The organism is Clostridium sp. OM02-18AC (genome assembly GCF_003481825.1).
GTDB lineage: Bacteria > Bacillota > Clostridia > Lachnospirales > Lachnospiraceae > Brotaphodocola.
Genome location: NZ_QULW01000002.1, coordinates 160,686 through 182,657 on the forward strand (window position 1 = coordinate 160,686; position 21,972 = coordinate 182,657).

Here is a 21,972-nt window from a genome sequence, read left to right on the forward strand (position 1 = left end):
GATGACGAATTTTTATGAAACCGTACTGACGGTACTGAAATCAGACGAGAGGTTTGTTGCCGAGGATGGCACTTTCCTGCGTAATGCGGTCTATGAGGCTGCAATGAAGATGGATGAGAATCTTATCCAGATTCTTCTTACGAACGATGAAACACGCACTCGCTTCTTTGCAGAAGTCAATGGTGTGAAGGTCTTTGACAAGATAGGCTTTGCCTGGGTGGTCAACAATCGGCAATTCCTGCCGGATAGTTATACCCGTTTCAAGAATAAGATTGGGCTTGCCGATGAAACTGGTGCGCTGATTTCTGCTTCTGGTAAAGTGGAGCTTGTCTTCCCCTATAAAGATTGTGTTCTTGAAGGTGGTCAGACGAAGAATGAGCAAGGTCGCGATGAGGTCTTTTATAATGAGAGTTTAGTGCCTGGAGAGGTGGATAGACTATTGATGCCTAAAGTGCTCGGAGGCGCTAAGAGATATACCGCAGATGGTATTGAGGACACCTTGGAATTTCGTGACAATGACAACTTAATCATCCGTGGCAACAATCTGCTCGCATTAAGTTCTCTGCTGAAGGTGTTTGAAGGAAGAGTGAAGTGCATTTACATAGATCCGCCCTATTATTTCAATGTGAAGAAAGATGAGGATACTTTCGCATATAACTCCAACTTCAAGTTGTCTTCTTGGCTTGTGTTCATGAAGAATCGTCTGGAAATTGCGCGGAGACTGTTATCTAACGATGGTGCTTTGTTCGTTCAGATTAGCGACGATGGTGTAGGTGAACTTCACTGTCTCCTCAAAGATATATTCGGTGTCGAAAACTTCATCAACAAGATCACCGTGAAGACAAAATCCCCGTCAGGATTTGCATCGGTAAACCCCGGTGTCTTTGAAACTGCCGAGTATATTTTAGGATTTGCCAAGAGCAAACGGGCATGGAAATACAATCCTCAATATGTTGAAAGTGGATATGACGCGAACTACAAGTCTGTTGTGGTCAATAAGGAAGCCCCTGCCAGCGAGTGGATAATCAGGGATATTATCGATGTGTTGGCGGAGGAGCATGGTTATAATGATGCAAAGGCGATGCGTGATGAACTTGGTAAACCAGTCGTAGATGAGATGGTTGCACAATTCGCATTTGAGCACGCAGATTGTGTATTCCAATCTGTTGCAATAGGAAATAACGCTGGGCAAGCAGTAGTGGAAGCACGCGACCAGTCTAAAAAGAAACCCGAACGCATACTCACAGTTGAGCGAGAAGGACAATACACGGTTTATGTTCATAAAGGTCGTGAGATTGCCTTTTATTCAAAAAAACTGCATGAGGTGGATGGTGAACTCGTCCCATCAATGCAGGTTTCTAACATCTGGACAGACACACCATATGAGGGCATCGCAAGGGAAGGCGGCGTGACATTAAAAGGCGGAAAGAAACCTGAAAAACTCATACGCCGAATCCTTGAGATGGCGTCCAATCCGGGGGATATTGTCCTTGATTATCATCTTGGCAGTGGTACAACCTGTGCAGTTGCACACAAGATAGGCCGTAGGTATATAGGGGTTGAGCAGCTTGAATATGGAGACGATGACTCAACTGTTCGCCTTGAATCTGTCATTAAAGGGGATAGCACCGGAGTTTCAAAGGCTGTGAAGTGGCAAGGTGGCGGTTCCTTTGTCTATTGCGAACTGGCAAAGCTCAACCAGACAATTGTGGAAGAAATCGAAGCCGCTACTGATGATGCTGACTTGTCCGATATTTACGGTAGGATGGTAAAGTCCGGCTTTATCAGCTACAAGGTGAATCCGGCTGATATCGATGCGGCTGCTGATGATTACGCCGCACTTTCGCTGGATGACAAGAAGCGGTTCCTTATGGAGATTTTGGACAAAAATCTCCTGTATGTGAACTACTGCGATATTGATGATGCGGAGTTCGGCATCTCCGACGAGGACAAAGCGTTCACGAGGAGCTTTTACAGGGAGGGATAATCGATGGCATTCTTATACGAAAAAATAGACGCCTTGCGTGAATACGGTAGCAGTGCTGTTCTCCCCTCCTACATTCCGGAGAACCTGAATCCAAATTTCGAGCTGCGCCCGTATCAGAAACAGGCGTTTGAAAACTTTATTACACATTTCGAGAGTAGTAAACGTCCGAAGCCTACGCAGGTGCTTTTCCACATGGCGACAGGCAGCGGCAAGACGCTGATTATGGCGGGATTGATGCTGTATCTCTACAAACAGGGGTATCGGAATTTTCTGTTCTTTGTTAACCTTTCTAATATTCTTGAAAAGACACGGGAGAATTTCTGCAATTCGATATCCTCAAAGTATCTTTTCGCAGATGAGATTGTGCTGGACGGAGAGCGCATCCGCATCAATCAAGTAGACAATTTCCAGTACTCAGACCAGAATGCCATCAACATCTGCTTTACCACTACTCAGGGACTCCATATGGATATGTGGATGGCAAAGGAAAATGGTATGTCCTTTGATGACTTTGACGAACAGAAGGTGGTTCTGATTTCCGATGAGGCGCACCATCTGAACGTTGATACTAAAAAGAAAATGTCAGCAGATGAGGAGTCAAGCTATCATTCTTGGGAGCAGACCGTAAAGAATATTTTTAGCCGAAATGCTGAAAACATCCTGCTGGAGTTTACAGCGACTTGCGATCTTGCTAACCCAGCAATCCGTACGGCATATGAGAACAAGATCATCTTCGACTATGCTCTGGCGAAGTTTTATGGTGATAGGTATTCCAAGGACATCATCACGTTACGTTCCGATTTGACCGTCATGGAGAGGGCTTTGCAGGCACTTGTACTCAGTCAATATCGTTTGAAGGTATTTCAGGATCATCGTCTCGGGATTAAGCCTGTTGTACTTTTTAAGGCTGCGAAGATTGCAGACAGTAAAGACTTTATGGTTGAGTTTATAGAGACAGTGAAAAAGCTGACCGGCGCACAGCTGCGCAGTCTTTCCACTGCTGTTAATAATGAGGTCATGCACAAAGCCTTTGCTTATTTCGCTAACAACGGTATTTCTTTTGATACGCTTGCTGCAGAGCTCCGTGATGACTTTTCCGAGGAGCATTGCGTTTCCGTAAATGATGATAAGGATGCCACGCAGAAACAGATACTTTTGAATTCTCTTGAAGATGAGGACAATCCTTACCGTGCAATCTTTGAGGTCAAGAAGTTGGATGAGGGATGGGATGTCCTCAACCTGTTTGATATCGTCCGCCTTTATGAAACGAGGCAGTCCAGCGGCAAAAAAATAGCTCCCGCCACGATAGCGGAAGCACAGCTAATCGGACGTGGTGCAAGATACTGCCCATTTCAGCTTGATGATGAGCAGCCGAAGTTTCAGAGAAAATATGACGAGGATATAACCTGCGAAATGCGTGTCTGCGAGACGCTCTATTATCATTGTCAGAATGACCATCGCTATGTGACGGAGCTGCGTAATGCCCTGCGTGAAATTGGTCTGGATACCGACAAAATCGTGCAGCGTGAATATGTTCTTAAAGATGATTTCAAAGCCACCGACATATACCGACAGGGCTTAATCTTCCTAAATGACAGGGAGGTAAAAGATAGAAGAGATGTGCGTGGCCTTTCGCCGACCGTAAGGGATGATATATATCGTTTCCAAGCGGCAACGGGAGCCTCCGGCATCGATTCTGTTATGATAGAAACCTCACAGGGTGTCGACCTTGCCTTCAACTTGAAGACAGCGCATATGACCATCAAGGAAATCGCAGACATTAATTATGCAATTGTTAACAAGGCTTTGATGAAATACCCGATTTTTAAGTTTAATACCCTGCGTTCCTATTTCCCTAATGTTACATCCACGAGGCAGTTCATCACGGATAATGAATACCTCGGTGCTGTCCGCATCGACATTCAGAGCAAGGATGCGCATCCGACTATGGAAACTCTCTATTCGGCCGTTTTCTATGTACTCGGAAAGATTGCGGGTTCCATTTCCGGCATTGAAGAAACATACCGAGGAACGAAGACATTCAGGGCAAGGAACATCAGAGATGTTTTTCGCAACAAGACGGTCAATTATACCGATCCACACGATGGAGGTGTTGGTATCTCACAGAATGATCCGTCCGTAAAGAGCGATTGGAAAATCGATCTTACCACGGAGGACTGGTTTGTCTATACCGATAACTACGGAACCTCGGAAGAGAAGGCATTTGTCGCTTACTTCCGTGGATATGTTGATGATTTAAGAAAGGTGTATAACCGCATTTATCTTGTCAGAAACGAGCGGGAATTTCACATCTATTCGTTTGAAGATGGTGAACGTTTCGAGCCTGACTATGTCCTTTTCCTGCAAAGGGACAAAACAGATGGATTTGAGCAACTCCAGATTTTTATCGAGCCAAAGGGCACACAACTCCTCGAAAAGGATGCGTGGAAAGAAAAATTTCTGCTCCAGTTAAAGGCAGATGCTGTGCCAACTACCACTTTTGTGGACGACAATGACTACAGAATTTGGGGACTCCATTTCTTTAATCAGGAAAACCGTATGAAAGAGTTTGATGCAGAGCTTGCAGATTTGAGTGAAAGAGCAACTATTTCAACAAATCATTCTAAGCAATATTTGAGTATGGTTGCTGAAGAACCGGCACCATATGGAAAATGATGATGTATAAGCAGGGGGGTGATGCATGGATTCAGGAAAAGATAGGCAGGAAAAGTATGAATTGCTCATTACTGCTGATAGTGTCCAATCGACCGATGAAAGGTTTACTATGGACAATCTATCCCTTGGTGATAATTATAAGCCACTCGATGCATATTTCAGAAAGGAAAATGGGGATATTATCAAGCGTTCGTACAGCAAAGGCGAACGAAGAAATACAAACCAGACGCTGCCACGTATCGCATTTCAGGTATTTGAAAAGCAAATATCTGCCATGTCTGTAGAAGATAAAGAACGCTTTCCAGTTTGCAAATATAATCCGGAAAAGGAAATGATTTGCGGCATTTATTCAAGTGTGGATGAATTCAAAAAGCATAGAAATACCATCGAGTACCTCACCTATGGTTATGATAATGGTAGACAGTTTGTTATATATAGCTGGAATATCTTTTCTACGGTTTATTTTGTGCAGGAGTGCTTGAAGCGTTTCGGAAATCGTGGAGATCAATTTGTCCTGACATATCGTGAAAAAGACGAGAAGGAAAATAAAGCGGAAGAAACGGAATCCGCTGTTCAAGAGGAACTTGTGCAGCAGTTCAAAGGATACAGAAACGAATATTCTTCCATGCTGATCGAATCAAAAAATCTGATTTTCAGAGGAGCGCCTGGTACAGGTAAGTCCTATCTTGCAAAGGAAATTGCAGCAGACATCATTAGTGATGGATATTTTGATGATTATACGCTACTTTCTGACGAGCAGAAGAAACAGGTAGAATTTGTGCAGTTTCATCCAAGCTATGATTATGCTGATTTTGTAGAAGGCTTGCGCCCAATTGTCAAAGATGACGGAACGATGGGATTCGAACTTCAGGATGGAATTTTCAAAAAATTCGTGGCTCGTGCAAGGAAAAATTATGAAGACTCGTTAAAATCCAAGGAAACAATCGAAAAGGAACATTCTGCTCAGGAATCCATGACAGAGTTCTTTTCAGGTATCGAATTGGGCGTGGATACATTTAAGACAATCAATGGTAACGAATTCACTATAACCAGCGTGGATGACAGCCATATTAATATTTCTATTCCGGGTAATGCAACTGTTAACAGGCTTTCACTGAATTTAGATGAAGTCCGAATGATGCTTGAGTCCGGGCAGAAATTTGAAAAAATAAAGGATATTACAACATTTTTGGGAAAGTCTTTTGCCACACAGGGATTTTCGTATGATTTCGCTATCTACAAAGCAATCAAGGCAAAGAAGGCTGCAGCACCCAAGACACCTATCAGATTGGAAAAACTGAAGAAGTACATTTTCATTATTGATGAAATAAACCGTGGTGAGATTTCCAAGATATTTGGGGAATTGTTCTTTGCTATTGATCCTGGGTATCGGGGAAAATCGGGTGAAATCTCTACGCAATATGCAAATATGCATTCTAATCCGGATGAGAAATTCTATATCCCGGAAAATGTGTACATCATCGGCACCATGAATGATATTGACCGTTCTGTGGATAGCTTCGATTTTGCAATGCGAAGAAGATTTCGTTTTGTGGAAATTAAGGCAGATGCCAGGCTTGAGATGTTAGCTTCTCTGGATAATGAAGAATTGGAAGCCGAGGCCATCAAGAGGATGACTGCACTCAACAAGGCCATTGCCGAAGTAGAGGATTTGAATGAAAATTATCAGATCGGTGCATCCTATTTTCTTAAGCTGAAGACCCTTGATTTTGAACGATTATGGACGGATTATCTACAGCCACTTCTGCAAGAGTACATACAGGGAATGTACGATGAAAAGGGAATTATGACAAAATTCGAAAGAGCATATGGCTATCAGAAACCAGCTGACGGTGATGAAAATGAAACTGCTTAGGATTAAGGATAATTCACAGCAGAAAAAACAATCCTTTGCTGATATAAAAGCTCTTTCCGACAAAATTGTAGATAAGACTTTAGAACAGCTGGAACGAGAAGGTATATTTGTTTTCCCTGAAATAGTAAAGGACGCAGCCGATATAACACGCGATCAGGTAATATTGCAAAGCGTGAATGATAATTATGTGTCGGGAAATGTAATGGGGTTCCTTGGCTGCGGAAATGAACGACTCATTATCGAATCACGCTTTAGCGGAGATAGTGATTACTTTTTCCAATATTTACTTGAAAAAGTTATGGCATTTCCTAATCTTGTGGATTTGGAAACAGATGCGGATCAGGATAACCGCATCTACAATTTCTTGTTGTTTCTGTTCCCCTATTATCTTAAATCTGCGATGAGAAAGGGACTGTATAAAGAATATATCAGCCGCAGATATAATGATGGAAATGTAAAAGGAACTATTGATATTGCAAGGCAGATTCGATTAAACACCCCGTTTACAGGAAACGTGGCATATACGCAGCGAGAGTTTTCCTATGATAATGCTCTGATGGAATTAGTCCGACATACGATTGAGTTTATCAAGCATAAACCATATGGGAACAAGATTCTTGCAAAAGCAAAGGAAGAAGTAAAACTTGTCATTGATGTGACGGCAAAATATGAACCATATAGTAGAGCTAAAATTATAGAACGGAATAAACGGAATATGGTTCATCATGCATATTACAGAGAATATCTTTCACTTCAGCGTTTATGCATCTTAATCCTCCAACGCCAAAAGCATCAAATTGGTACAGGTTCCAAGCAAATATATGGTATTTTAGTTGATGGTGCCTGGTTGTGGGAAGAGTATCTTTATTTGCTGATTGGTGAAAAATTCTATCATCCGATGAATAAGGACGACAAGGGGGCACAGCGATTATTTGAAGGAAATAATGGTTTGATCTATCCAGATTTTATAAGCAAGAGCAATACAAATCGCCTGATTGCCGATGCTAAATATAAACCAACAGAGAATATTGGCAACCGAGACTACTTGCAGGTGCTGGCGTATATGTTTCGCTTTGATGCTAAAGTCGGATATTATCTCTATCCAGAATCAAAAGGTGCGGATGATATGAAGCTTAGGATGAATTGTGGTTCTACCTATGAGGAAAATGTAACGCCGAGGGATGATGTAAGCATTATAAAGCACGGTTTAAAAATCCCCACCGATGTTGGTGAATACAAGGAATTTGTAGCAGAAATTAAAAACAGTGAAGAGGAATTTGTGAAGATATTTGAGCAATCCTAAACAGAAATGCGGCAGCAGTACTGACCAAACCAAGGTCAGCACTGCTGCCGTATTTTTACTGTTTCTGATAAAAGTTGCATTCGTACCCGTCTGCCCGGAGCAGCAAGCCACTAATCCACGGAGGGGTTCTACCCATCTGCTCACACACCGCGGAGAGCGATACGTCTGGACTGCACTCGATGATGAGTTCATCGTGTACATGGCCGCAGATGAAGCAGTGCGAGAGGGTTTTCATTGCATAAGCGAGAATATCCCTGCTGACCGCCTGAACGATGTTCTCCACAAATTTGGGACCGTAGCTATCGATTCTCGTCCACTTACCGGTATTGATGCCCTCGTAGGTAACAGAGTCAGAACCGAACTGGTTTGTACCCATACGGGGTTTTACATACACAAGCCGTCTGCCGGACGGAAGGTCAATGAACAGCATACCGCTTTTGTAATAAATCCTGAAACCGTGTGACTGCACAGAGGTTTTGTACATCACAGCTTTTTTGACCGCTGCATCAATATCCCACCATAGCTGCGTGATGTGAGGATTGGAAGAACGCCAGGCATTTACCAGCGGCTGCAGCTCGTCCTCAGAAAGTCCCATATCCAAAGCACCCATTGCCTTTAAAGCACCGACAGAGCCGCCGTAGCCAAGAGCTAGTTCTGCAATTTTGCCTTTTTGTCGTAGATGACCGTTGATGCCATTTTTCACGACAGGAACGCAGAACATCTGTGATGCCGATTCGCAGTAGATGTCTTTTCCCGCCTTGAATACATCAACACGCCATTGCTCCCCGGCAAGGAAAGAAAGCACACGAGCTTCAATTGCACTGAAATCGGAAACGATGTACTTGTATCTTGGTTTGGGAATAAAGGCGGTGCGGATCAGCTCCGACAGTACATTTGGAATGTTATCGTAGAGCATTTCCAAAGCGGCAAAGTTGCCGTCACGGACAAGGTTTCGTGCTTCTTCCAGATCGTCCATATGATTTTGCGGAAGATTCTGCAGCTGAATCAGTCTGCCTGCCCAGCGCCCGGAACGATTGGCACCGTAGAATTGGAACATACCCCTTGCCCTGCCATCGGCACAGACAGCATTCTGCATGGCGGTGTATTTGCTGACAGAAGATTTAGCGAGCTGCTGTCGGTAGGACAGCACATCAGCGATATGTTCCTCGCTGTTGGAGATCAGCTCTTTTACGGCTTTCTTATCCAAAGATTCTGCCTGCCCACCGTTATCTGAAAGCCAGCCTTTCATCTGGACTACACTGTTGGGATTCTCAAGTCCTGTCTGCTCCTGTATTTTACTGCGGAGATACACCTTGGTCTGTGCATCTACTGTAATTGCCTGTTCTACGAAATGCATATCCAGTAAGATGCCGCGGTCGTTGATTTCCTGGTCGAGATGATACTCGTCCCATACGAAATCCGGCACAGGGAATTTTGCCAGCTTTTCTTTGATAGCAAGCTCCACCTCAACATCGCGCTTATTATATTTTTTGAACAGCACCCATTTCTCTGGATTATGTGCTGGAAGATTCCGTGTACGGCCACCGTTCTTTTTAGTGGGGCGGCACGGCTTGCAGAAGTATTTGATAAGGTCAGAGCCTTCCTCCATCTTCTGCTCGTCAAGTTTCAGGACAGCACCAATACCCTTCAAGGATAATGGAAGTCCCATATAGGCTCCCCAGATACGGGAGCATTTCCACGAAGTCGGGTCAAGATAGTTTCCGACGGAGTCCTCCGCAATGCTGTAGCTGCTGAAATACTGCGGATAATTTCTTCTCAGCCAGTAAGACAGGCACACACGCTCGAACTGGCAGTTATATGCCCATTTCGTAACCGTATCATCGGTCAGTGCCTGCAAAATCTCATAGGGGACTTTTTCCCCGCAGGCAATGTCTACGACTTGCACCTCGCCCTCATTTACCGCATAAGCGAATAGCAGAATCTCAAAATCCGAGCTTTCCGCATAGGGATATACCCCGGATTTCTTCAAGTCCACACTGCTGTAGGTTTCCAGGTCAATACTGAGTGAAATAATTTTATCGTTCATGATTGTCTCCGATCTATAAGAATAAGGGCGGCAGCTTGCTCGGCTGCCGCCCCGTGTGGATTACTGCTTGTCAGATTTGTTTTTACGGAAGTTGGGGCAGAGCCAGTGGAAGAACCTCTTTGCAAGTCCGAAGAGCCATTTCCATACTGCAATCAAAGCACAGCCCCAGAAAAACATCGTGATTCCAAGAAGTGTACCCCGGATGGATGCGTCAATCAGTGTGTTTACAAGTTCCATTGTCATAGGTTGTCACCTTACCTTTCTGATAGTGGACGGCAGGTTTCCCTGCCACCCGGATTGTCATAGTTGCGATTGTTATTAGTTGAGGAAATCCTCATCCTCCGCAGTTGCAAAGTCATCTTCTGCACGGGACTTGCCGCCGAGAGGAGTGCCGTCTGCAATCTTCTGGAGATTGTTCAGACCGCAGGCAATGCCCTTGTTGCCGTTAGAGTTGAAGGCGTAGAGGTTGATGGAAGCACGACCCTTAACACCGGAATACATCTCCGAACGGTCAATGATCTGATTGCGGTCAGCATCTACGATGCCGGGAGCAGTAGCGGAGTTGGCGTTGATGAAGTAGCTGTTTCTGTAGACCTAGACCTCATCATCGGGACGCTCTGCATCGCCGTCACGAAGCGGAGTCTTGAGAACGGAGAGAGCCGGAACGCTCTTTCCGTTGCCTTTCAGCTTTGCCTGACCTTCCTCGTAGGCTGCCTGGATTGCTGCCTTGATTTTCTCAATGGTCTTGGTATCGCTCTTAGGGATAATCAGCGAAACGCTGAACTTAGGGGTGCCGCCGTTAATCGACTTCGGGTCCCAGCAATTAAGATAGCTGAAGGTGCAGATGCCGGTTACGACTTTAGTAGGGTTAGTGAAAGTTTTCATAATAGTGGTCTCCTTTACTCTTTGAAATCATTTTCTGCTGTATTTTTCATTGGCGGACGCTTGTCCGTCTTAGAAACTAATGTTGGTTTGCCCGGCGGTTTATAAGTAAGATTGCCAAGCAGTTCCTCAAACTTCTTCTTACCGAGAAGCGAGGTCATTGCCGTAATACCCAGGAGCTTTTTCTTGTATGGGTCATATCCGGCTTTTTGGACTGCCGATGCAACATCATCGTCACTTACATATTTGCGATTGCTGCGGCCTTCGACCACCTTAAAGTGACCGTAGTCCGTACCAAGCAAAGCCTGGTTTAATGCGTATTCCTTTACATCGGCTGCCCAGGAAGTGAACTGGTCGATTCTCATAAGGATTGCATCGATTTCGTAATCTTCCAGTTCTGCGGGCATGGCAAAGTCATATTTCGCAAGCTCCAGGTTGTATTCGGCACGCTTGCGGCAGGTGGCTTTTGCCTTGCAGAACTGACAGTGACTTCCGGCTTTGAAATCCCCCTCGCCCTTTAAGGCAAGCTGTGCAGTAGGTGCAAGCACCTCATCCGCAAAACGGAGAAGCTCCGCCTTTGTCATAGTGTGAATACTGATGTTATCCCGACGCAGCTGATAAATTGCCATCTTTACGGTGTCAATGTCATAGATGCCGTCAAACATCTGGATAACACCAAGGCAGTAACACATCAGCTGTGGATTGCCGCCGAATTCCTCGGTTTCGGCACTCACCAGAATGCCAAGACCGTGTTTATAATCAATGACCTCTGCCACGCCGTCTGCAAGGATAATGCAATCGGCAGTACCGAGGCCTTCCGGCACCCATTGGGCGAAGCTGACTCTCTGCTCGATGAGAACATCTGCATCGGAACAGGTCTGCTTGATTTTGCCGTACTCTTCCATAACGAAAGCAGCATAGCCTTCGGCACAATTCTGCATTTCCTGGTCGTAGTAATCGAGGTTCTCTGTCGGGTCAGGAGAATCCCTGCCCAGCGCCTTTTCTACGAGATAAGCACAAAGTGTATGTGCATCGGTGCCCTGCATTGCATATGGACTTGTCTGGTCTGGATACTTTTCACTCAGCAGAACGCTGGGCGGACAGTTTAACCACCGATAGCTTGCAGAGGAGTTTAATCGTGCGTGCTGTGGCATCCGATCACCTCCAGGTCAGACATCAGTGCAGGATAGTCTTCCTTCTTGATGTCGCTGAGTTTGCTTGCTCCGTATTTGGTGATGAGAGCCTTGACCTGTTCGGTGTATCCTTCATGGGATTTTGCCGAGAATGCTTTTCGCACATCGGTGAATTCATAGGTCTTGGCTGGCGGTTTGTCTGCCGGTTCAGCAGGCTTGTCCGTCTTTACTGCCGGAGCAGTATTGATTTCTTCTGTAGGAGAAGAAAAGATTTCTTTCAGGGCATTTGCTGCCTTGATCATGTTCTCGCCGCAGGTAATCAGTTCATCGAGTACCAACGACAGTTCGCTCATTTTACTCATGGTCATTACTCCTTGTCGTTTTCTGCTTTGGTTTTCAGTTTTTCTGCCAGCCTCTTGGCTACCACGCTGATGGTGATAAGAACATCAATGAGTTCATCATCAACTGCATCCGGCTCAAGCGGCTGTGTGTGTTCTCGCATCGCATCCTGCAATTTGCAGCACCTCCGTTTCCGAAAGGTTTATCCCTTTCTGACAGCTATGTATTTTGGAAAGCTGTTTTTCCGTTTTGTGAGTGGATTTCTGAAAAAATATTTTTCGTTCTTCCCTCGACAGCAGATATGTATTAAAATTCGCCAGTTTTCCGTTTTACAGAAAAAGTCCCGTTCACAGGCACACAACCTGTGGACGGGACTTCCTTTTTATATAGGGAAAATATGTCGGGAAATTTTTATATAGATACAGCTCACAAAACGGAAAAAGCTAAAATCGCAATACATAACTGCCAGAGGGAGAGGTCTATCCCTACTAATCGGAAAGGAGGGATTTGATGACTATCAGTAAGTTTAACAGCGAGGGCTATTATGACCCAACGACCTATGAGGCACTCTCAAAAGTCGAGCGAGAGGAAAAAGCTGCGAGGTATCGACCGCTTGTGTATATATGCAGTCCATTTTCCGGGGATGTATCCGGGAATATAGAAAGAGCGAAAAAATACAGCAGATATGCCGTAGACAGCAAAGCGATACCGATTGCTCCGCATTTGCTGTTTCCACAGTTCATGGATGACGATGCGGAACGGGAGCTTGCTCTTTTTATGGACATGGTGCTGCTTGGCAAATGTGAGGAACTGTGGGTGTTCGGAGAAACGGTTATGGAAGGCATGAGTGCCGAGATTGCCAAGGCAAAACGAAAAAACATGAAAATCCGTTATTTTACGGAAGACTGCGAGGAGGCAGATTAAATGGAACTGATTTTATATACTGCGGATTGCACCGGCAAAGCGGCGAACTGCCTGTATCCGCACGAAAAGAAGATCACCAATCAGAAAGAGCTGGTCGAGGCAATCGCCCATGATCAGGTGTTTGCGAAGTATAAGGACAGCTATCGCAGCATCGAAAACTTTATCTCGTCATCGGTCATCCCACTTGACTGCGATAATGACCACACGGAAAAGCCGGAGGAATGGCTGACAGCGGACAAGCTCACGGAAATCTTCGAGGATATGCAGTTTGTGCTGATTCCGAGCCGCAATCATATGAAGGAAAAGAACGGTAAAGCAGCTCGTCCGAAATATCATGTATTGTTCCCGGTAGCAGACTACACCGATCCAACACTGTATGCGGCGGTCAAGAGTGCGATTCAGAAAAAGTATGCGTTCTTTGATGACAATGCAGTCGATGCTGCCCGGTTCTTCTTCGGGAGCAAATGTACGGAGGACGATGTGGTGTGGCATGACGGTTTTCTTCAGATTGATGAAGACCTGGATGAAACCGATATGCTGGTGCAGGAAGAAGCCGCTATGCCAATTTATATGGGCGGTTCTATTGCAGAGGGCAGCCGCAACAATACGATGTCGCATTTTGCCGGGCGCGTATTAAAGAAGTTCGGAATCACGGACAAGGCACATCAGCTGTATATGAAGCGTGCCGAGAAATGTGAGCCGCCGCTGTCAAAGGCGGAGCTGGATACCATCTGGAAGAGTGCTGTGAAGTTTGCCGATAAGGTTCAGGCACAGGACGGATATATCCCACCGGACAAGTTCAATGATGAGTTCGGTGCCGGTAGCCTGAAGCCGGAGGATTATTCCGATATTGGCGAGGCAAAGGTGCTGTCGAGAGAAAACATGGACTGCCTGCGTTTCACCAATGCCACAGGGTTCCTTACTTACTGCGGTGACCGCTGGCATGAGGATACACAGAAGGCACTTGGCATTACGGAGAATTTCCTGGATATTCAGCTTGCCGATGCGAACGAAGCCATCAAAAGTGCAGAGGATGCACTGATTGCAGCAGGAGTGCCGGAAGAATCTGTTCGTGCAGGTGGTAAGACGCTGGAAAAGGCTGTTCCAGCCGCAAAAATTGGACTGCTGTATGCCCTGATGGGTGCACAGACCTACCACAAGTTCGTCATGAAATACCGCAACTACAAAAATATCGTAAATACGCAGAATGCTGCAAAGCCAATGCTGGCGATTGATGTTTCGGAGCTGGACTATGCTGCAGAGCTGCTGAATACGCCGGAGCAGACCTATGACCTCACCAAAGGTATGGCAGGAGGCCACCCACATGACCCGGATGATCTCATTACTAAGGTGACAAATTGCTCTCCGGGAGATGAGGGGATGCAGCTTTGGCTGGACACTCTGGATACCTTTTTCTGCAAGGACAAGGCGTTGATTTCCTATGTGCAGGAAATCGTAGGTATGGCAGCAGTCGGCAAGGTGTATGCGGAGCATATGATCATTGCTTACGGTGGCGGTGCCAACGGCAAGTCCACCTTCTGGAACACTATTGCTCGTGTGCTTGGAAACTACTCCGGTAAAATCTCTGCTGAGGCACTGACCATGAACTGCAAGCGCAATGTGAAGCCTGAGATGGCAGAATTGAAAGGTAAGCGTCTCATCATTGCATCGGAGCTGGAAGAAGGCACACGACTGAACACAGGTATGGTAAAGCAGCTCTGCAGCGTTGACCCTATTGAGGCAGAAAAGAAGTATAAGGACCAGTTCCATTTCGACCCGTCCCATACGCTGGTGCTGTACACCAACCATCTGCCGAAGGTGTCTGCTAATGATGACGGAACCTGGCGCAGACTGATCGTCATTTCCTTCAATGCAAAAATCACAGGCAAGTCGGATATCAAGAACTTTTCCGATTACCTTTTTGAACACGCAGGCTCTGCCATCATGAAATGGATTATTGAGGGTGCGGAGATCGCCATCAATAAGGGATTTAAGTTCACCGAGCCGCAGGTGGTGGTTGATGCTATTAAAGAGTATCGGGAGAACAACGACTGGCTGGGGCAGTTTATTGAGGAACACTGCGATGTCGATCCGTCTTATTCGGAGAAGTCCGGGGAGCTGTATCAGCAATACAGGGTGTCGTGCATTCAGTGCGGCGAGTTTGTCAGAAGCACTTCTGACTTTTACGGAAGTCTGGAGAAAGCGGGATTTTTCCGTTACAGGAAGAAAAGCGGTCGTGTCATTGTCGGCTTAAAGCTGAAGGACGGACAGGACTTCTTGGAGTAACGATGACGGTCATGACACTCAAAATATAGATTTTTATATTTTCCGCTGTGTATTTTGGTGGTCAATATATTGTGGTGACGGTCGGGACAGTCATTTCTAAAAAGTGGAATAACGAAAAAGATGTCACTCGTGTATCTCTCTATATAAAAGTCCTATATGGATATAAAAAATATTCTATATAGAGGGTTTAAGGATAGAGATACACGAGCGTCACCGCCTATAAAATATCCCGCTGATGAAAGGAGTCAGTCTTGCGAGAAAAACAGATAGAAAAGCAGTTAGTGATGGAAGTGAAAAGGCGTGGTGGCATCTGCCCTAAGTGGGTGTGCCAGGGCTTTGATGGAATGCCCGACCGATTGGTTTTTCTTCCGCACAGGAAGTTTGGCATGGTGGAAGTAAAAGCACCGGGAGAAAAACCAAGAGCCTTGCAGCTTTCCAGACACAGGTTATTAGAAAAATTAGGTTTCCGGGTTTATGTCCTTGATGCCACGGAGCAGATTGGAGGGATTCTTGATGAAATTCAATTCGCATGAATATCAGAAATACGCCATCGAATATATCAAAACGCACCCAGTAGCCGCAATATTACTCGGCTGCGGACTGGGGAAAACCAGTATTGCACTCACCGCCATTGACGATATGCTGCATGACAGCTTTGAAGTTCGGAAGGTGCTGATTGTAGCACCGATCCGTGTGGCAAAAGTCTCATGGCCGGATGAGATACAGAAGTGGGACCATCTGTCTGACCTGAAATATGCAGTGGCGGTCGGCACACAGGAAGAACGAATCGCAGCACTACAGGCAGATGCTGATATTTACATCATCAACCGTGAAAACCTGTCATGGCTGATCGATGAAAGTGGACTGCCATTCGATTTTGATATGTGCGTGCTGGATGAGCTTTCTTCGTTCAAGAACTGGCAGTCAAAGAGGTTCAAGTCCTTTATGAAAGTCAGACCAAAACTGAACCGGGTAATTGGTCTTACAGGAACACCATCCAGTAATGGATTGATGGATCTGTTCGCAGAATTTCGATGCCTTGATATGGGAGAGCGTCTTGGCAGATTTATCGGTCAGTACCGCAATTCCTATTTCAGGCATGACGGAGGAAGTGTATCAGATGTTCAGAGCCATTCTGGAGGACAGGCCAACCGATCTTCCCGAGAAAATGGTGGATGGATATATTGGATTCCTTTTCAGAGACAAAGACGGAATGCCGCTGGTGGCCATGCACTGGGAACACCGGTTCAACAGTATGGTAGGTCGATACAATAATATTTACCGGGTTCAGATGTCAAACATTACTCCACACGTTTGCAGGCATACCTACTGCAGCAATATGGCCCGTGCGGGGATGAATCCGAAGACGCTGCAGTATCTGATGGGTCATAGCGATATCAGCGTTACCATGAACACTTATACGCATCTTGGACTGGATGATGCAAAGGACGAGATGATTCGCCTGCAGGAGTTGGAAGATGCCCGCAAAGAAGTCGAAAAGACGACAGAGAAACCGAAAGTAGCGACTCAGAGTATGTTCCGAGCCGTCTAAAATAGAATAGGATATATGGCAAGCACACCTGGAGAAGTCTGGGTGCGCTTTTTTGGGGATTGATGTCAGCGGCAGTTTGCCATATAATAATAGGAAATATTGTTATCAAATCTTTTGCAGGAATCGCCTGTTTTAACCCGTTTACTTATTCAACAAACAGAAAAAAATTCAATCGTTAGAACGTATGCACCCACTATTGGGGAGTGTGCATACATTTTAACGATTGCTCAGGCAGAAAAATGGTATACGGACAGGCCGTATCCGACTACTACACGACTACGTTTGACTGCTGTAAATTGCCGCATTCTGCTGCGATTTGCGATAAAGTGTAGGAACAATAAAAATCACAATCGTTACAGGGTTCGCAAATTGTGCCTGTTTACGGCAGTTTGCGGCATTTCGGGAGGAGAAAATTATGATTAGAGTGCTTTTTATTTGCCACGGCATTATTTGCAGAAATCTCTAAAATCCCCTGTAATATCAAGGTTTTTCAGGCTTGAAGGTAGTGCTACTACACCACTACTACACCAGTGAGTCTCGATGTGACAAAAATTTTGAAATCGAGGTCAAGCTTATGAAAGACAAAAAGAGTATCAACAATATCGAATACGTATTGGTTGGAGATTACTATATCCCGGATCTGAAGCTGCCCCATGAGGAACGGCCTATCGGAAAATATGGGCGGATGCACCGAGAGTATCTGAAAGAGCATAGCCCTATGAGATTTAACGATCTGGTTCTGGAAGGACAGCTCTGGACTTATCTTGCCGATTTGAACGAGCAGGCACAGGAGCGTTTGTCCCTGATTGTTGAGCAGATAAAGGTATCTGAGGGCGTAACTGAGGAACTGAAAGCCGGTGACCAGATGGCATGGGTCAGAGCTATGAATAGCATCTGCAACCGGGCAGAAAAGATTGTAATTCATGAGTTGGTTCTGTAATAAAGAGTAAAATAAGCAAGACTGGATGTTATTCTACGAGAGATGGCATCCGGTCTTTTTTGTATGTGAAATATTTTAATGCGAATTAATGCAGAATTTCGCATACAAATATTGAATAAATGTGCGTAAAATTATTGCTTATTAAAGCACAGCTGTTATAATAAATACATACACAGAAAGAAAGTAAATGTGAGTGATTTTAAAAACGAAAGTTGGTGAACACGTGGATATTAGAACGATTGCAAAACAAGTTATTATAGAAAAGGATGGCATTGCCAAAGCAGCAGATTTTGTTCAGGCAGGAATTCATGCTGCTGATGTAGTAAACATGTGCAATGCCGGATACCTTGATCGCATTCGACACGGATATTATCAACTTGCTGAGGCAGATACCTCTTCTGAGGAGCAACTTCTTGCAGTGCTGATTCCAAAGGGAATTGTCTGTGTAGAATCTGCCCTTTTTCATTATGGCTATAGCGATTTCGCTCCTCGTAAATGGTCTATTGCTGTACCAAGATCTATGTCTCGGACAAAACTGGAAGTAGATGCACTGGCTTTGCAAACGTATTATGTTCAACCAGAAATATATGAACTGGGGAGAGTAGCGGATGATTTTTCCGGAGTTAAGCTTTCCGTATATGATCGAGAGCGTACGATTTGTGATTGCTTCAAATATCGTTCAAGGCTTGATCATGAAATATTTAGCAAGGCATTGAATGCTTATGCAAAGGATGAGAAGAAGAATCTGCAAAATCTTTCCATATATGCAAAAAAGCTAAGGGTGTACAAGAAGGTCAACGAATTGATGTCGGTGCTGATGAATGGCTAATATGGTTGTATCTGTGCTCATGTGGTTACCTAAATTATTTAAGAATTGTATATGAGCATCTTATATAGAGAAAATAATGATAGGAATTATGTGAAAGCGAGGCGATGAGTATGTTAATGAATACGGCTGAGTATCTTTCCATTATTGAAAATATTAAGAGTGAAATTACTGCGGCACAATATCGTGCGGCAGTTCATGTGAATGCAGATATGTTGCTTCTCTATTATAATATTGGTTGCGTAATCAATGAACATAAATCATGGGGAAACAAGTTTATTGATAACCTTGCAGCAGATATTCGAATTGCTTTTCCAGAAAGCAAAGGATATTCTGTTCGTAATTTGAAGTATATGGCAAAATTCGCAGAGATTTATCCAGACCGAGAATTTGTGCAACAGGTTGTTGCACAAATTCCATGGGGTCACAATATAGTTCTTCTGGATAAGGTCGCTGATATGGATGAACGCAAATGGTATATTAAAAAATCAGCGGAAAACGGCTGGTCTCGAAATGTTCTTATCCATCAGATTGAAAGTAACTTGTATCAGCGGCAGGTTTTGGCAGATAAGGTCACAAATTTTGAGCACCGATTACCGTCTCCGCAAAGCGAATTAGCAGTGCAGACTATGAAAGACCCATATGTCTTTGATTTTATTCCTTTTAGAGAAGATATGCTGGAACGGGATATTGAGCAGGCACTTGTTAGGGATGTCACCAAGCTCCTTCTGGAGCTTGGAACAGGGTTTGCATTTCTGGGGAATCAGTATCACCTGAATGTGGGCGGTGATGATTTTTACATTGATTTGTTGTTCTACAACCTGAATCTTCGCTGTTATGTAGTTATCGAATTGAAAACCGGTGACTTCAAGCCGGAATATGCTGGTCAGCTAAACTTTTATCTGTCAGCCGTGGACGGCATTTTGAAAAAAGAGCAGGATAATCCGTCCATTGGTTTGCTTCTGTGCAAAAGCAAAAACAATGTGGTTGCAGAATATTCACTCAAGGATATTTCAAAGCCGATTGGGGTAAGCGAATATAAAATAACCAGTAGTTTGCCGGATAATCTAGAAAAGCAACTGCCATCTGTTGAAGATATTCAGAAACGGATTAAATGAGTTACTGGCTAATTATCAGACTCTGGACTTACCTTGCCGATTTGAACGAGCAAGCACAAGAGCGTTTGTCCCTGTTTGTTGAGCAGATGAAGGCCGCTGAGAGCGTGACAGAGGAACTGAAAGCCAGCGACCAGATGGCATGGCTCGGAGCTATGAACAGTATCCGAAACCGGGCAGAAGAAATTGTATTGAAAGAAATCGTATATAGATAATGCCTTGCCGGACTTCATTTTTGATGGAGTCCGGCTTTCTATATCCAGAAGCAGTATTTCCTGTGTCGGCAAAAAGCATAGCAATTTCACTTTGAATGGTATTGATATTTTTGCCGATAACGTGGTATACTATATAATAGATTAACGTAGTTTTTGGGATAGATTTTATGGTGGAGGATCATGGATGCGATATCTTTCAGTTGCTGAAATAGCGAAAAAGTGGGATGTGTCAGAGCGTAGTGTCAGAAATTACTGCGCCCAGGGGCGTGTGAATGGTGCGTTTCTTACCGGTAAGACATGGAACATTCCGGAAAACGCAGAAAAACCGGAGCGTACCAATAAAAGAAAAGAAGAGCCGATTACTCTGTTGGATATCCTGAAAGAACAGAAGGCAAGTAAATACTCCGGCGGGATCTATCACAAAACACAGATTGATTTGACATACAATTCCAACCATATAGAAGGAATCCGACTGACGCACGATCAGACCAGATATATCTTTGAAACCAATACCATCGGTGTAGAAAAAGAAGTTCTGAACGTGGACGACGTGATTGAAACAGCAAATCACTTCCGCTGCATTGACATGATCATTGATCATGCAAAAGCAGCTCTGACGGAAAAGTTCATCAAAGAGCTTCACTTGGTTTTGAAGAATGGCACCAGCGATTCCAGAAAAGATTGGTTTGCTGTTGGCGATTATAAGAAACTTCCGAATGAAGTTGGCGGCACGGATACCGCCCTTCCGGAAGAAGTTGCCGATAAAATGAAAGCCCTGCTGACGGAATATAACGCCAAGGAAGAAAAGACCTTTGAGGACATTTTGGACTTTCATGTGAAGTTTGAGCGGATCCATCCGTTTCAGGACGGTAACGGTCGTGTGGGCAGATTGATCATGTTTAAGGAGTGCCTGAAATACAATATCGTTCCGTTCATCATCGAGGACGATCTGAAGCTGTTCTATTACCGTGGACTAAAGGAATGGGACAACGAAAAAGGCTATCTGACCGATACCTGCCTGACCGCACAGGACAAGTATAAAGCGTATTTGGATTATTTTAGGATTGGGTATTAAACAAGCTAATTTCCAAAGTGTCAAATGCTTGACCCAAAGTGTCAATTTGACACTTTGGAGACAGTGCAATGGGTAAAACCGTATTTTGAAAAAAGCAAGCAAAGAGTTGAATTATAAATGGAGAAAGCGGATATGAATGACAAAAAAGGTGTAATATACATTCTCACAAATCCTTCTTTTCCAGATTATGTGAAAATAGGATATGCAGATGATATAGATAAACGATTAAAGCAATTGAATCGCAGCGAATGTATTCCGTTTGCATTTCGAGTATATGCTACATACGAAGTGAATTCAAGATTGTCAGATTTGAAGTTACATGCGATTATTGATAAGTTAAATCCGGATTTGCGTTCTGTTGATGAATTTAATGGCCAGAAAAGAGTGCGTGAATTCTACGCAATGAAGCCAGAAGAAGCATACGCAATTTTGGAGGCAATGGCAGAAATTCATGATTGCAAGGAGAATCTAAAATTAGTTGTTCCAAGTGATGTAGAAGCACAGGAAGAACAGTTGGCACAGGAAATTGACACAGAGAGCCATGAAAAAGCAGAGAATTTTTCTTTTACCAAATGTCAAATTTTTGTGGGAGAAGAAATCGAATATTATGATGATCCAAGTATTACGTGCAAGGTTGTTGGGGACAGAAAAGTAGAGTATCAAGGAAAAGAAATGTCGTTGACAGCTGCTGCAAAACTCATATCTGGAAAGAAATATTCGATTGCAGGTCCGAGATTTTTTAAATATAAAGGCGAGTGGTTAAATGATATTAGAGCTCGTATAGGATTTTAATTTT

18 protein-coding genes and 3 pseudogenes are annotated in these 21,972 nt (G+C 44.3%); 15 read left to right on the plus strand and 6 right to left on the minus strand.

The genetic code is table 11. The annotated features are described in order from the left end of the window. The first annotated feature begins 1 nt into the window (after position 1). From DXB18_RS02425 to DXB18_RS02440, 4 genes are read left to right on the plus strand one after another with little or no spacing between them, the layout of a single operon-like run. Positions 2-1,987 (plus strand): site-specific DNA-methyltransferase, encoded by a 1,986-nt coding sequence (locus tag DXB18_RS02425; RefSeq protein WP_118705795.1) that lies wholly within the window; start codon positions 2-4, stop codon positions 1,985-1,987. 3 nt (positions 1,988-1,990) lie between these two features. After that, a complete protein-coding gene (locus DXB18_RS02430; protein ID WP_243103102.1) occupies positions 1,991-4,663 on the plus strand; it encodes a DEAD/DEAH box helicase family protein in 2,673 nt (890 codons plus the stop codon). Positions 4,664-4,688: 25 nt separating this feature from the next. Beyond that, positions 4,689-6,539, plus strand: a complete 1,851-nt coding sequence (locus DXB18_RS02435; protein WP_118705797.1) for an AAA family ATPase — start codon at positions 4,689-4,691, stop codon at positions 6,537-6,539. Beyond that, entirely contained in the window at positions 6,520-7,842 is a 1,323-nt protein-coding gene (locus DXB18_RS02440) for an McrC family protein (RefSeq protein ID WP_243103105.1), read from the plus strand. Before DXB18_RS02435 ends, DXB18_RS02440 begins: the two co-directional genes overlap by 20 nt. A gap of 55 nt (positions 7,843-7,897) precedes the next feature. Here the strand turns inward: DXB18_RS02440 and DXB18_RS02445 are convergent, their stop codons facing one another. The 6 genes and pseudogenes from DXB18_RS02445 to DXB18_RS16705 all read right to left on the minus strand — a co-directional run bounded on the left by DXB18_RS02445 (position 7,898) and on the right by DXB18_RS16705 (position 12,406). Next, positions 7,898-9,889 carry a DNA polymerase gene (locus tag DXB18_RS02445; RefSeq protein ID WP_118705801.1) on the minus strand — a complete coding sequence of 664 codons (1,992 nt, stop codon included), beginning with the start codon at positions 9,887-9,889 and terminating at the stop codon, positions 7,898-7,900. Between the two features lie 60 nt (positions 9,890-9,949). After that, entirely contained in the window at positions 9,950-10,132 is a 183-nt protein-coding gene (locus DXB18_RS02450) for a hypothetical protein (protein ID WP_118705803.1), read from the minus strand. A gap of 75 nt (positions 10,133-10,207) precedes the next feature. After that, positions 10,208-10,774, minus strand: a pseudogene (locus tag DXB18_RS02455) (DUF2815 family protein). 14 nt (positions 10,775-10,788) lie between these two features. Continuing rightward, on the minus strand, positions 10,789-11,925 hold the full coding sequence (locus tag DXB18_RS02460; protein ID WP_118705805.1) for a DUF2800 domain-containing protein: 1,137 nt from the start codon (positions 11,923-11,925) through the stop codon (positions 10,789-10,791). Continuing rightward, a complete protein-coding gene (locus DXB18_RS02465) occupies positions 11,904-12,266 on the minus strand; it encodes a DNA ligase (protein WP_118705807.1) in 363 nt (120 codons plus the stop codon). Before DXB18_RS02465 ends, DXB18_RS02460 begins: the two co-directional genes overlap by 22 nt. A gap of 5 nt (positions 12,267-12,271) precedes the next feature. Further along, positions 12,272-12,406 carry a hypothetical protein gene (locus DXB18_RS16705; protein WP_279220817.1) on the minus strand — a complete coding sequence of 45 codons (135 nt, stop codon included), beginning with the start codon at positions 12,404-12,406 and terminating at the stop codon, positions 12,272-12,274. 347 nt (positions 12,407-12,753) lie between these two features. On the opposite strand from DXB18_RS16705, the gene DXB18_RS02470 reads away from it, so the two are divergent. The 11 genes and pseudogenes from DXB18_RS02470 to DXB18_RS02520 all read left to right on the plus strand — a co-directional run bounded on the left by DXB18_RS02470 (position 12,754) and on the right by DXB18_RS02520 (position 21,968). Continuing rightward, positions 12,754-13,167 carry a DUF4406 domain-containing protein gene (locus DXB18_RS02470; protein WP_118705809.1) on the plus strand — a complete coding sequence of 138 codons (414 nt, stop codon included), beginning with the start codon at positions 12,754-12,756 and terminating at the stop codon, positions 13,165-13,167. Next, positions 13,168-15,453 (plus strand): phage/plasmid primase, P4 family, encoded by a 2,286-nt coding sequence (locus tag DXB18_RS02475; protein WP_118705811.1) that lies wholly within the window; start codon positions 13,168-13,170, stop codon positions 15,451-15,453. A gap of 251 nt (positions 15,454-15,704) precedes the next feature. Then, positions 15,705-15,986 (plus strand): VRR-NUC domain-containing protein, encoded by a 282-nt coding sequence (locus DXB18_RS02480; RefSeq protein ID WP_118705813.1) that lies wholly within the window; start codon positions 15,705-15,707, stop codon positions 15,984-15,986. After that, positions 15,967-16,548 (plus strand): annotated as a pseudogene (locus DXB18_RS02485) (SNF2-related protein); the annotation flags it as partial. The gene DXB18_RS02480 and the pseudogene DXB18_RS02485, both read left to right, overlap by 20 nt. 25 nt (positions 16,549-16,573) lie before the next feature. Continuing rightward, on the plus strand, positions 16,574-17,005 hold the full coding sequence (locus DXB18_RS16460) for a site-specific integrase (protein ID WP_243103108.1): 432 nt from the start codon (positions 16,574-16,576) through the stop codon (positions 17,003-17,005). 574 nt (positions 17,006-17,579) lie between these two features. Beyond that, positions 17,580-17,945: a TnpV protein gene (locus DXB18_RS02495; protein WP_118705819.1), complete on the plus strand. Its 366-nt coding sequence runs from the start codon at positions 17,580-17,582 to the stop codon at positions 17,943-17,945. A gap of 193 nt (positions 17,946-18,138) precedes the next feature. Beyond that, positions 18,139-18,774: a type IV toxin-antitoxin system AbiEi family antitoxin domain-containing protein gene (locus tag DXB18_RS02500; RefSeq protein WP_243103111.1), complete on the plus strand. Its 636-nt coding sequence runs from the start codon at positions 18,139-18,141 to the stop codon at positions 18,772-18,774. A 110-nt stretch (positions 18,775-18,884) separates the two neighbouring features. Then, on the plus strand, positions 18,885-19,889 hold the full coding sequence (locus tag DXB18_RS02505) for a PDDEXK nuclease domain-containing protein (RefSeq protein ID WP_347560835.1): 1,005 nt from the start codon (positions 18,885-18,887) through the stop codon (positions 19,887-19,889). A gap of 20 nt (positions 19,890-19,909) precedes the next feature. Next, positions 19,910-20,101: pseudogene (locus DXB18_RS02510) on the plus strand (TnpV protein); the annotation flags it as partial. A 184-nt stretch (positions 20,102-20,285) separates the two neighbouring features. Next, on the plus strand, positions 20,286-21,176 hold the full coding sequence (locus DXB18_RS02515) for a Fic family protein (RefSeq protein ID WP_118705823.1): 891 nt from the start codon (positions 20,286-20,288) through the stop codon (positions 21,174-21,176). A gap of 132 nt (positions 21,177-21,308) precedes the next feature. After that, on the plus strand, positions 21,309-21,968 hold the full coding sequence (locus DXB18_RS02520; protein WP_118705825.1) for a GIY-YIG nuclease family protein: 660 nt from the start codon (positions 21,309-21,311) through the stop codon (positions 21,966-21,968). Positions 21,969-21,972: the final 4 nt, after the last annotated feature.